This is a genomic window from Gardnerella sp. C0684A1 (assembly GCF_055326835.1).
This window is the reverse complement of sequence record NZ_JBLTSX010000003.1, coordinates 221,016-233,886: the sequence shown is the minus strand read 5'-3', so window position 1 is coordinate 233,886 and position 12,871 is coordinate 221,016. Positions and strand designations below refer to the sequence as shown.

Genomic DNA, 12,871 nt, shown 5'->3' with positions numbered 1-12,871 from the left:
CGTAAATATTCCGAATAAATAGCATTGAAAATGTATTTATTCCTTTGTTATGCTAAATAATGACTGCTGACATAAGTTAGACATGAAGGCCGCTACGAGCAAGGAGTAGAAAAATATGGTAACGGTCAATAAAAAATCTGCCGCAGCAATTGCAGGAATCTTATTGTTAATGCAAAGCCCAATGCCAGCGTGGGCGCAAGAAGCTGCTGAGGTTGTAGATACACAAGTTCAAACAGAGGCGACTGTTAAAGCGTCTACTGAAAAAGCAATTGAAAAAGCTGAAGAGCAAGTTAAGCAATTAGAAGCTCAAATTGAAGACTATAAGAAAAAAGTTGCAGGATTTGACGAAACTTTAAATAACATCGATAAGACTGAAAAAATAGCTGAAAACGTTGCGAAAATTAGAGAAAGGGAACTTTTAGAAGCTGAAAAAGCATCTAAAATGAGTGCAGAAGATGCAAAAGCAAAGGTCGCAGAATTTGAAAGATCCAAAAAAGAAAAAGAGATTGAGCTTAATGGATTAAAAGAAGCGTATGAATCTTTAAAAGAGCAATATGATAATGCAAAATTAGCTCTTGACGATTTGCAAAATAATGAACAAGAAAAAAGCCAAGTAAAAGAAAGAGCTGCAGCTAACGTAAATAAGTATGAATCACAGATTTCAAATCTTCACAAAGAAGTAGATTCTCTCAATGAATCTATTGCAAGTGATTCTGCTAAAATTAGAGAGTATGATACAAAAATCGATGAATTAGAATCTGCATTAGGAAAACCGGATCAAAATAATGGCGGTAATATTTATTCTATAGCGGAACAGTTTAAAAATATTTCTAATGATCAAGTTGCGCTTAGCAGAAAGGTTGAAGGGAATAAGAAATCTGTTGCTGATAAACAAAGAACTGTGAAAGATTTAGAAAATCTTTTCAAAGCAGCACAGCAAGAATTTGAACAAGCACGTGAAGAACTTCAAAAGATTAAAGACCAAATTGAGAAGTCTAAAAAGGATGTAGCCAAAAAGCTTGAAGCTTCTAACAGTAAAGATTCTGAAGTAAAGAAAGCTGAGTCTGAAACAAAGCTTCTTAATAATATTATTGAGAACTATAAATTAGTTGGCGAAGGTGATGCGCTAAGCCAAAAAATTAAGTCGTTAAGAAATGGTGTTGAGGGTGCTAAAGCATTTAAAAATAATCAGCCTGATGCAAGAGCCAAGAATAATGAACTAAAAAAGCAAGCTGAAAATTCTTTAAGAGACGCAGAAACGAAGCTTGAGGAAGCTAGAGCTAAAGTTGTTACTCTTAAAGCTCAATTGGAACAGGAAAAAGCTCAAAAGAATCAGCAAAATAGCAGCAGCTCTGCTGGTAATAATGAGGCAAAAGAATCTGAAAAACAGACTGCTCCTATTACTCCAGTTCCTGAAACATCTGCTCCGAAAGTAACTGCTCCTGCTCCTGCAGTACCTGAAGCTAAGATTCCAGCTCCGTCTGTTAAAGCTCCAGCTATGCCACCTGCTTCTGTTGTTCCTGTTGACCCAGCAGTGCCAGAAGTTCAAGTTGAAGATAATTCAGCTCCTGCTGTTTCTGTAGAACCTTCTGCTCCTTCGGCACCTGAAGTTAATACTGCTGTTACTAATACTAATAATGTATTAACTCCAATTTTTGAAGCAGTTAAAAAGGTTTCTTCTGCAGTAACATCTCAAAGTAAAGCTGTTGTTCAAGTTCCTGCTGTTGCACAAGATAGGACAGCAGTGCAGAGTAAGGCAGTAGCACAGTCTTCTGCTGCTCCAGCAGTAGAGAAGGCTCCGTCAAACAATACTTCGCAAGCAGATAAGTCAACTGAATCTCAAATTTCAGAAGAAGATTCTAATAAGGCTGAAGATAATAACGAAATTGTTGAAGAAGCTGACGAAAAGATTTCGGATACTGTAAGTGAAAATCCAAAGGCTCAGGCTATTGCAACATCTGAAAACAAGCCTTCTTCTAATACACTTAGCACTATAATGTTGGGTGTTTTGGGTGCGCTAACTATTTCTGGTGCTGCTGCTGCAGGAGTAACATTTATGCGTCACCGTCGCCTTCCTAAGGCTTAAAAATTAAATAATCTAGTAAGAAATAATCTTAATTTGCGGCTATTTGCGTCTTATGCATAAATAGCCGCATTTTTATATTTTTATGGCCGAACTAAGTTATTTTCGTAAGCGAAAACTACAGCTTGAACTCTATCTCTAGCGTTTATCTTCCCCAAAATATGAGCGACATGAGTTTTAACTGTTGGCAAGCTAATAAATAGTTTGCTAGCAATTTCCTGATTCGAAAGTCCGTGAGCAATTTCAATTAGCACTTCACGCTCGCGATCAGTCAAATCATTTAAGCAAGAATCGTAAATATTTGTATTTTGCTCGTTTTTAGTCGCAATTTCTTCTTTTGCAATTTCTTCATCGTTAGACTTAGAAATCATAGATTCAATTAAACGTTTCGTGGCGGTTGGTGCAATAATTGCATTTCCTTGATACACAGTTCGTATTGAATTAAGCAAAGTCTCTGGCTCAGTATCTTTAAGAAGGAATCCAGAAGCTCCTGTATGAATTGCAGCCATAACATACTCGTCAAGATCAAAAGTTGTCAAAATTATAATGCGAGTGTGAGTATTAGATTTTTGTTGCAAAATTTTTCGAGTTGCTTCCAAGCCGTCCATTATCGGCATGCGCACGTCCATCAAAATAATATCTGGATGTTCACTTTCTGTAAGTTCTACTATTTGCAATCCGTTTGCTGCTTGCGCTACAACTTGCATATCTTTTTGTGAGTTAATTACCATAGCAAATCCTGCACGAACCAGCTCTTGATCGTCTGCTATTGCAATTCGAATTACTTTAGTGTTTTCCATATTTTCCATAGTATCAAGTTAATTTTTATTATTTATAAAATTGTGTTGAATTTGTTCTTCAAGTGAAGGCGCAGGTCTTCTAGTAATAGGAGCAGTATTAGGAATATTGTGTTCTGTATTAACACTAGAGCTTGTTTCTCGCAAAATACCGAGTAATTTTCGCATGTATTTCAGTGCTGAGCGACCTTCATCCCCAATATTTTTGAAAGCTTTACTAATTGTTTCACTTTGTTCTTGCGCTTGTTCTAGTTTTGTATACTTTTGATTTTCAATATTGTTATTTTCTTTTTCGTATTTATTTAGCATATTGATTCCGTCGTTTGCGGCATCAATTACTTTATTCAATGTAACAGTAACTTTTTGTTGAATATTTGTACTGAGTCGTTGTCTTTCTGCGTTTGCTGCAAGTATTTCTAGCTGCTTTTGTTCTTTTTCAAGCTCAGTTCTACGTGCTTTTAGAAGCAATAAATTATTGTCATCATTTCTGCGGTAATAAGCGAACGCAATAACTGTAAAACAGATTAACGCAACTATAAATCCAAAAACTAATCCAACGGACGCCATTTGCATAATGTCATAAAAATTGAAAGTGTTTAGGTTTGATGTAAAAGGTTGTATTTTATTTACATCTTGTGGAACATTTCTTGAAGCTATACCAATTTTTACTGCAAAAATAGCACATTCTACAAGCACTGTTGCGCTAACCCATTGCCATGTGCGTTTCTTACCGTAAAGCACTGCAGAGTAAATAATGCTTGGTATGAATAAATTAGCGAACAAAATATTAGGTAAGAATATTAGCTGTATTGCAGAAAATGTTGCAGCAATAACTGCGCAGGTAATTGGAGCTTTTCTGCGAAACATCAATGGAATCATAGTTGTGAGCGTAAATATTTTATAAAGCATTTGCAGAGAAAGTGACGTGGAATAGTTGTAAGTCATGTTGGAACCAAGAATAAAATCATAAGTTGGTACGAAAAACATAATAATCGTCCAAGGCGTGGCATAAATAATATCTCCAACAAGCCAATGTTGTTCAAACCAGTGTGATAATTGCTCAATTTTATTTGTAGAACCGGTTTGAGATTCAGGATTTTGTGCTGTTTTTGTGCTAGAAGCATTAGATTTTACATTATTTATAGTATTGTCTTGAATGCTCTTAAATGTTAGAGAATCAGTCATGCTTGATGAAGTATCTTCGTAAGAATATGGAATAAATGCAACAATACTGAATTTTCCATTCTTTTCTTCATAATCTAATTTTCCTTGAAGATGCTCAATTCTTTCTCTCATGCCAATTAATCCGTATCCGTGTGTGGATTTTGGATTACTATCGTGCTCTTGTTTTGCTTCTGTTTTATTTATTTCGTTAATAATCTTCAAAGTAAGACCCTGATTATTCCATTGTTCGTGAATATTTACTTTGACTCCGTCTCCAGCGTGCTTTCGAATATTACTAAGTGCTTCTTGGATGACTCGATACGCTACAATTTGTGCGTCTTTGTTGAGTTTATTTTGAGAATTTATTCCGCTTACTGTATGCCAAAAAATATTATTTGGAGAGGCAACGCGCGCTTTTTCAATAAGTAATGGTACATGATCCCAATCTATGGTTTGGGAAGAAGAATCGTTTAAAGCTTCTAACATTCGTCTCATGTCATGAACTGCGCGTTCAGCTTCATTTTTAATAATATGCATTGTTTTTTTAGCAAGCAAAATGTTTTGAGACGCAGCGTAACGTCCGCCATCAGCTTGCACAATAATAATAGAAAGTGTGTGAGCAACAATATCGTGCATATCTCTTGCAATTCTTGCTCGTTCTGCTGTAACAGCAATATGTTGTGCCTTTCTGCGGTACGTGCGTATAGCGTTATTGTGTTCTTGTAAAAGTTGAATAGTATGTACGTGAGTGCGTTGCCAGTAGCCAATAATGACAGTAATAGTAGTAATAATAATTGCAAAAACTACGGAAGGAATCGAAAAATCAAGTATATTTGAAACGCAATCTTTTATATTACTGCTATTTATATTTCGTACACTGCAAGTATAACTAGATTTCGAATGATTGCTGCCAAATATTGATCCCATTACAACATTCCACGATATTGCAACGCAAGATAGCACAGTTGTTATATAAGCTGCAGTAACAAATGTTTTTGTATGTTCTGTATTTCCGCGTGCAATAACATTAACTAGCAGCACAAAACCAAAGAAATCAGCAAAGACTATTGCTGGACCAAAAAGTATATGTATTGTGCAGATAATAAGAAAAATAATAGCTGTTTCTTCCGGCCATATTTTGCGTACTGAAAGTAATATTGCAATAACAATATTTATAAGCGTGATTGTGATATAAGAGCGTTGTGTTAATAAACCGTCAACATAATTTATAGAATGTCGACTGCTTGAAAATGTAAAAATAATAAATGAAATAACACCCAATAATATGTCGTTTAATGAGAGCTCTTTTCGTAAGAGCTGTACAACACTTTGAAACATATTAGGTACTTTCATATTTACTAGGCTAGTGCATAGCACTTTATAGAACAATCGAACTTGAGTATGATTTATAGAAGAGTGTTATTAATAGTTGCAATGTAGCACGCGAATATAGAAAGGGAATGCACTAATGGCGTTACTTACAAGTTATTATGTTCCTGGATTGCACGTAGAAGAGCGTGCGATTGATGTTCCACTTGATTGGGAGTCAAATACTCCAGGTGGAGCTATTAAAGGTGAGACTATTCGTTTATTCTGTAGAGTTCTTACGTCTCCTGAACATGTTCATGATAATTTGCCTCTTCTTGTATTTTTACAAGGTGGCCCAGGTGGTCAGTGCCCACGTCCACTTTCTCCATTTAGTGATGGTTGGATTCAAGAGGCTATTAAACATTTTCGTGTAGTTTTGCCAGATCAGCGTGGTGTTGGGCGTTCTTCTAGAGTAGATGCTTCTACTATGAGGCGTATGGCAGATGACGGTGTTAGCGTTGAGCGTCAAGCATGGTTTTTAAAACGTTTCTTAGCTGATTCGATTATTCGTGATTTTGAACATTTACGACTTACTGAATTTGATGCGAAGCCTTGGGTTTCTCTAGGTCAAAGCTACGGTGGTTTCTTAACTCTTACATATTTGTCACTTTTCCCTCAAGGTTTAATTGCAAGTTTTACTACGGGTGGAATTCCTCATGTTCCAGCTAATGCTCGTGAAGTTTATGAGCATACTTTTCCTCGCATGGCACGTAAAACTGAACAATTCTATGAACGTTATCCGCAGGATGTTGCGCGTGCTGCTGCTATTGCGGATCGCATTTCACAGGGTGATGTTGAACTACCTAATGGTGAAAAACTTACTGTTGAGCGATTCCAAATGTTGGGTTCTTCGTTTGGTATGAAACCAAGTTTTGAGCGAGTACATTGGTTGATTGATTCTGCTTTTGCAGATGGTGACGGATCGTTGAAAGCATTTAAGCATTGTGGAGGAGCTTCTGCTGGTAGTTTAAGTGACGAATTCTTATATGGTGTTATGGATGCGACCTCTTCAAGTCCGTTGTATTGGCCTTTGCAAGAATTTATTTACGCTGATGGCGATTTAGATCATCCTATTTCTTGGGCTGCTCAGCAAGTTCGTGAAACAATGCCTGAATTTTCCGGTTCTGCTCGTCCTCTTCTCTTTACTGGTGAAGCAATGTTTCCTTGGATGTTTGATCAGGAGAAAGCTTTGCAGCCTTTCTTGCCAGCTGTTGATTGCTTGATGAGTAATATGCAGTTTGGAAAGATTTATGATCAGGATCAGCTTGCTAATAATGAGGTTCCATTGCAGTCTGCAGTTTACTTCGATGACATGTATGTTGATTCCGGTTTGCAGCTTGATACTCTCTCTCGTATCGCCAATTCACATTATTGGACTACAAACGAATTTGAGCATGATGGTTTACACGGAGATGTAGTATTCGCTCATCTTTTCAATGAAGCTTTGAATCGTGGTGATTTAGAAGCATTATATAAGTGAGTTATTTGCGTAGTTTTGCGAATGAAATTGTACGAATATCTTGCGTACGACAGTATATGGTTTAATAGATTGGTTAGTTCAACTTATTTATTAAATTATAAATATTGTCGTACGCAATACATTAATAAGTGATAGGGGATTGTGTTCATGAGCGTTGTGCGCATAGGTACTGTAGGTTTTGTTGGTTTTGGCAATATGGCTCAAGGTATTGTGCAAGGTTTGATTAAAGCGAATGTTATTAAGGGTGAGAATATTGTTGCTTGCGCTCGCCGTTTTGATAAGCTTGCGAACAGTGCAGCTAAGTTTGGTGCACAAGCACTTCATAGTGCAAAAGAAGTATGCGAAGTAAGTGATGTGCTTGTAGTTGCTGTTAAGCCAAATCAGGTTGATGAAGTTCTTAAGCCTATTGCTGATATTATTTGTGAACGTCGTGTTGCTGTCATTTCTGTGGCTGCAGGTTGGACTCTTGAACGCTATCAAAAATTACTTGGTGAGAATGCTCATGTTCAGTGCATAATTCCAAATACTCCTATTGCTGTATGTCAGGGTGTGACTTTAGCTGAAACTAATCATTCGCTTACCGATAGTCAGCTTTCGATATTTAACGCTTTATTTGAGCCAATTTCTTTAGTAGAGCGTGTTACAGCTGATCATATGAATATTGCAATGTGTATTTCTAGCTGTGCTCCTGCTTTTACAGCAATGTATATGGAAGCGTTGGGGGATGCTGGCGTGAAGTATGGTTTGCAACGTGATTGCGCTTACCGTTTGGCTGCGAAAATGATTGAAGGAGTAGGCGCATTATACATGGATTCGCGCACTCACCCTGGGATTATGAAGGATGCAGTTTGTTCTCCTGGAGGAACAACTATTCGTGGTGTTGCGCAGTTAGAATCTCGCGGATTTAGGGGAGATGTTATATCTGCTGTGGATGCTATTGAAAATAAATAGTAAATAAAATCAAGTTGTGTCGGCTTTCCCGACGCTGGTCTAAACTAGGTGAATATGTCTTTAACTATTGGAATTGTTGGATTGCCAAACGTGGGCAAGTCCACTATGTTTAACGCTTTAACTCGTAATAACGTTTTGGCGGAAAATTATCCGTTTGCAACTATTGAACCGAATACTGGTATTGTTCCACTGCCGGATCATCGTTTACCAGTTTTAGCTAAATTAGTTAATACTGAAAAAATTGTTCCTGCAACAGTTACTTTTGTTGATATTGCAGGAATCGTTAAAGGCGCTTCTGAGGGTGAAGGCTTAGGTAATAAGTTCCTTGCTAATATTCGCGAAGCTGACGCTATTTGTGAAGTTGTGCGCGCGTTTAACGACGACGATATCGTGCATGTTAACGGAAAAGTGGATCCTGCTGACGATATTGATACGATTAATACTGAGCTGATTCTCGCCGATATGCAAACTATTGACAATGCTCTTCCAAAGTTGGAAAAGGATTTGCGAGGCAAGAAAGTTACGCAAGAATATGTTGATGCAGTGAACAAAGCTAAGGAAATTCTTGCTTCTGGAAAAACTATTGATCAGGCTCATAACGAAAAGCTAATCAATAAAAACGACGTCTACGATTTGCATTTGCTTACTGCTAAGCCGTTTATTTACGTGTTCAATGTGGACGATTCAGAGTTAGCTGATGAAGATTTGAAAGCACGCTTGTCTGCTTCTGTATCTCCTGCAAAAGCAATTTTCTTAAACGCTCAGTTTGAGTCAGAACTTACTGAACTTGACGAAGCTGACGCTCGCGAAATGCTTGAGGATGCTGGCTTAAAGGAATCTGGTTTGGATCAGCTTGCGCGTGTAGGATTTGATATTTTAGGTCTTCAAACTTATTTGACTGCTGGTGTTAAGGAAGTTCACGCTTGGCAGATTCATAAAGGTTGGACTGCTCCACAAGCTGCTGGCGTGATTCACACTGATTTTGAGCGTGGATTTATTAAAGCAGAAATCGTATCTTACGATGATTTCGTTGCAGCTAACGGTTCTATGGCAAAAATTAAGGAAGAAGGAAAGCTTCGTCTTGAAGGCCGTGACTACGTTATGCAAGATGGAGATATAGTAGAGTTTAAGTTTAATGTTTGATTTTGTATTAATATCACTATTTTGTGATTTTTTACAGTCTTAATTAATTAAATATTTTTTGGCGTTAACTTTTATTTTTATTGATAAGATATTAGTTAACGCCATTTTTTATTAGGAGGTGCGGTGTTATGAGAGTGTTTTTGAAAGAGATAGCATCGTGCGTTCGTAATATTTCAAATGCGTTAGCTTGGTGGCGTCGTAGTTCTGTTATTCTAAGAGTTTCTGCGATGGTATTGATTATGGCAATTACGTTACTCTATTTGGGTTTTGTAGACGCTGAGCTTAATAACATAACTAAATATGCTAATAAAAATTATCATTCTAAAATTTTAGTTAATAAACCAAAGAAAACGATTTCGAAGAATAAGAAGAACAATAGTACTAACGCTAAAGTTGCAGAGGATAAAAAATCACCAGTTAAATCAGATGATAAAAATGATTTTTGGATGAAACCAACTGGAGGTGAATATCCTAATCTTTCGGGAGTAATGGCTAATAGAATTCATGTAGAGGTTGATCTTTTTTCTCAGAAAGCGCGAATATACGTAGATAATAAAAACGTTTACACCATGATTATTAGTTCTGGAATTGCTAATACTACTCCTAAGGGAAGTTTCAGAATTAATGGAAGGGGTAATCATTTCTACAATTCTAGAGAAAAATTAGGTGGAGATTACTACGTGAACTTCTGGGGTTCTAAGTATTTGTTCCATTCTGTTCCGACGCGTCAAAATTTTGGAGATTATATAGCTTCTGAATCCGCAAAGCTTGGAACACCTGCCTCGCATGGTTGTGTAAGACTGAGTGTTTCCGATGCAAAATGGTTTAATGAGCATATACCAGATGGAACTTCTGTGCATATTGGCTGATATTTAATTGTGTATGAAAAAGGGAGATTCTTTTACGAATCTCCCTTTTGGTTTTATTTTATGAAATTTTATTAGAAGAATAGCACTGCTGCAGTGTAAGCCAAGGCTACTAAAACGATAGAAGCCAGGAAACTTGCTGCAAAAGCTGCGCGACCCTGCTTAAAAATAACTTTAAAGTTTACGTTAATTCCAAGTGCAGCCATAGCCATGCCAAGGAAAACGTATCCTGCTTCTACAAGAGTTGAAGAGTGTGCTGTTATGAAAGGAACATAAGTTCCAATAACAGATGCTGCAATAAAGCCAAGCATAAACCATGGGAAGCTAATCTTATGCTTTCCGCCATTTTCAACTTTGCTATGACGAGCATTCCACCAAATTGCAATAAAGATGGAAGCTGGAACGAGCATAAGAACTCGCGAGAGCTTCATTATTGTTGCAACATCGATACTATCGAATGCTCCGCCAGCTGCAACAGCATGTGCGATTTCGTGAAGTGATGCACCTGCTGTAATGCCAAGCTGTTGTTTAGTCATTCCAAAGTTAGGCAGGATGAAGATTTCAGCAAGAGCGTAAATAGTGCCCATAATTGCAACTGTTGCAACAGCCATAACTTCGTTCTGCTCTTTCTCATCTTCCTCTTCTGGAAGAACTGGCATTGAGCCAGAGAGACCCATAACTGCAGCAGCTCCACAAATACTTGTGCCTCCTGCTGTAAGCATTGCAAGCTGAGGATTTACTTTCAAGAGTTTAGCAATGTTATAAGTTACGCAAACCATTATTGCAACTAACACAGCTGCAATAGGCAAGCATTTAATGCCCTTGGTAAACAAATCATGCAAATTTAACTTAAAACCGAGGAGGATAATACCAAGACGAAGAAGCTTGTTTGCAATCAAACCAGCTGCGTTTTTAACGCCTGTTCTTCTTGAGTCATTATTTTTCTTATATACGTGCAAAGGCAGCTGCAGAGCCATGCCAACAAGCAACGCGATTATAAGAGCACCCAAAAGGCTAAGGCCTGGGTACTGTTTAAGCCAACTTCCTATAAAGGAAGCTATAAGTGTCAATACGGCAATAAGAGCCATATCGATGGTGCAGATTTTCTTTTTCCATTTAACAAAGAAATTAACCATTTAACCAAGTATTCTCCCATAATCGGACAAAAGTTAACAATAAATTAGAAATATTGCCTAAAAAAGGCCAATTTAGCTACAATTTTAAAAGACACGCCGAAATGTTATAACAAATAGTAACAAAATAAATAATTTTGTAACTTGTGTAAAAGTTGCTTTTGCTAATACTGCATGTTAATTTCAGGATTATTTTTAATACTCGAATGTTGGTTGTGAAGATTTTCAGCTTTAAAGAATTTACGATTATAAACTTTTGTTGGTTTGTATAAACAAAAATAAGTTGTGTATCCAGTTGGCATATAAATTAATTTTTGTTCTTATAGCTGGGTTTTATTAACAAAAGTTTAAGATTTTGTGTTTTTTCTCGACAGTATTGTGTACGCACATTAAAATGTCCATTTGGCGTAATTGCTTATATTAGAATCGTGAAAACAATTTTGCTATAAGCATGCACATAATCCAGTACTCTTTATGAGCAGGAGAAGATATGAATAATTTATTTACGTGGCAGCTTCACGGTGATGGCAAAACGTTAAAGCCTGGTGAAGTTGTAGAACCAGACGAGCGTTTGACTTGGACTCGTACTGCTGGAATTGGTGCTCAGCATGTTATTGCAATGTTTGGTGCTACGTTCTTGGTGCCTATTCTTACGCACTTTGATCCATCAACCACCTTAATGTTCACTGCTATTTCTACAGCACTGTTCTTACTTATTAATGCAAATAAGCTTCCTAGTTATCTGGGAAGCTCTTTTGGTCTTATAGCACCTGTTTCGGCTGTAACAACAGCTAATAAGGGTATTGCTGTTGCGAGCTTTGGCATTATGTGCACAGGCTTGCTTCTTGCTCTTATCGGTGTGATTGTGCATTTTGCAGGAGCTAAGTGGATTGACATTATTATGCCGCCTGTTGTAAACGGTGCAATAGTTGCAATTATTGGTTTTAATTTAGGGCCTGCAGTTTGGACTAACTTCCAAGTAGCTCCAGATACAGCGCTTGTAACATTAGTTGCTGTAATGCTTATTGCTGTAGTTTTCCGAGGTCTTATTGGTCGTTTGAATATTCTTTTAGGTGTTCTTGTTGGTTACGCATATGCATGCTTCCAGGGTCAAGTTGACTTTAGTAAGATTGAAGAAGCTTCTTGGATTGGCTTCCCTAAGTTCCACACTCCACAAGTTGACTTCTCTGTTTTGCTTATGTTCTTGCCAGTTGTGCTTGTTCTTATTGCAGAAAACGTTGGTCACGTAAAGTCTGTAGCTCAAATGACTGGTCGCGACTATGACTCTAAGATTGGAACTGCATTATTTGCAGACGGTTTTGGTACAGCTATTGCTGGTTTATTCGGAGGTTGCGGTACTACCACTTACGGTGAAAATATTGGCGTTATGGCTGCAACAAAAGTTTATTCTACTGCCGCTTATTGGTGTGCTGCAGCGTTTGCTTTCATCTTAAGTCTCTGCCCAAAGTTCGGTGCTGTTGTGAACTCAATTCCAGCTGGTGTTCTCGGTGGCGTGACTACTTTGCTTTACGGCATGATTGGTATGATCGGCATAAGAATTTGGGTTGAAAACAAAGTGAACTTCGATAAGCCAGTGAATATTATGATTGCTGCAATCGTTATGATTATTGGCATTGCTGACTTCCAGTTTGCAGTTTCTGGTATTCAGTTCAACGGCATTGCAATCGGAACCGTTGTGGTGTTGGTTGTATATCACTTATTGAAGGCTATTGGAAAGCTTACTGGAACAATCGCTAAAGATGATCCAGATATTGCTTAATCTTATGAGTTTCAATAAAATTTAACATTTATATTTGCATAAGCGCGTTTATGGTTACTTCTGTAAGCGCGCTTAATTTTATATGTAAACAAAATTTTGTACTTAT

At 37.4% G+C, this 12,871-nt stretch carries 9 protein-coding genes; 6 read left to right on the top strand and 3 right to left on the bottom strand.

The window, feature by feature from the left end:
• Positions 1–115 precede the first annotated feature (115 nt).
• Positions 116–2,086, top strand: coding sequence for a chromosome partitioning protein ParA (locus ACNEUN_RS04280; RefSeq protein ID WP_463631042.1), 1,971 nt, complete (start codon positions 116–118; stop codon positions 2,084–2,086).
• A gap of 80 nt (positions 2,087–2,166) precedes the next feature.
• Here ACNEUN_RS04280 and ACNEUN_RS04275 read toward each other — a convergent pair whose 3' ends face one another.
• Together ACNEUN_RS04275 and ACNEUN_RS04270 are read right to left on the bottom strand one after the other, a co-directional pair.
• The gene (locus ACNEUN_RS04275) at positions 2,167–2,892 is read right to left on the bottom strand and encodes a response regulator (protein ID WP_427876772.1); all 726 of its coding nucleotides are present in this window, start codon (positions 2,890–2,892) and stop codon (positions 2,167–2,169) included.
• A 9-nt stretch (positions 2,893–2,901) separates the two neighbouring features.
• Positions 2,902–5,397, bottom strand: coding sequence for a histidine kinase (locus ACNEUN_RS04270; RefSeq protein ID WP_463631040.1), 2,496 nt, complete (start codon positions 5,395–5,397; stop codon positions 2,902–2,904).
• A gap of 115 nt (positions 5,398–5,512) precedes the next feature.
• On the opposite strand from ACNEUN_RS04270, the gene ACNEUN_RS04265 reads away from it, so the two are divergent.
• The 4 genes from ACNEUN_RS04265 to ACNEUN_RS04250 all read left to right on the top strand — a co-directional run bounded on the left by ACNEUN_RS04265 (position 5,513) and on the right by ACNEUN_RS04250 (position 9,855).
• The gene (locus tag ACNEUN_RS04265) at positions 5,513–6,892 is read left to right on the top strand and encodes an alpha/beta fold hydrolase (protein WP_427876776.1); all 1,380 of its coding nucleotides are present in this window, start codon (positions 5,513–5,515) and stop codon (positions 6,890–6,892) included.
• Between the two features lie 147 nt (positions 6,893–7,039).
• A complete protein-coding gene (proC, locus tag ACNEUN_RS04260; protein WP_463631038.1) occupies positions 7,040–7,843 on the top strand; it encodes a pyrroline-5-carboxylate reductase in 804 nt (267 codons plus the stop codon).
• Between the two features lie 54 nt (positions 7,844–7,897).
• Positions 7,898–8,986 carry a redox-regulated ATPase YchF gene (ychF, locus tag ACNEUN_RS04255; protein WP_463631036.1) on the top strand — a complete coding sequence of 363 codons (1,089 nt, stop codon included), beginning with the start codon at positions 7,898–7,900 and terminating at the stop codon, positions 8,984–8,986.
• Between the two features lie 128 nt (positions 8,987–9,114).
• Positions 9,115–9,855 carry a L,D-transpeptidase gene (locus tag ACNEUN_RS04250; protein WP_463631034.1) on the top strand — a complete coding sequence of 247 codons (741 nt, stop codon included), beginning with the start codon at positions 9,115–9,117 and terminating at the stop codon, positions 9,853–9,855.
• 71 nt (positions 9,856–9,926) lie between these two features.
• Here the strand turns inward: ACNEUN_RS04250 and ACNEUN_RS04245 are convergent, their stop codons facing one another.
• Positions 9,927–10,988: a YeiH family protein gene (locus ACNEUN_RS04245; protein ID WP_463631032.1), complete on the bottom strand. Its 1,062-nt coding sequence runs from the start codon at positions 10,986–10,988 to the stop codon at positions 9,927–9,929.
• 487 nt (positions 10,989–11,475) lie between these two features.
• On the opposite strand from ACNEUN_RS04245, the gene ACNEUN_RS04240 reads away from it, so the two are divergent.
• A complete protein-coding gene (locus ACNEUN_RS04240; protein WP_463631030.1) occupies positions 11,476–12,765 on the top strand; it encodes a uracil-xanthine permease family protein in 1,290 nt (429 codons plus the stop codon).
• Positions 12,766–12,871: the final 106 nt, after the last annotated feature.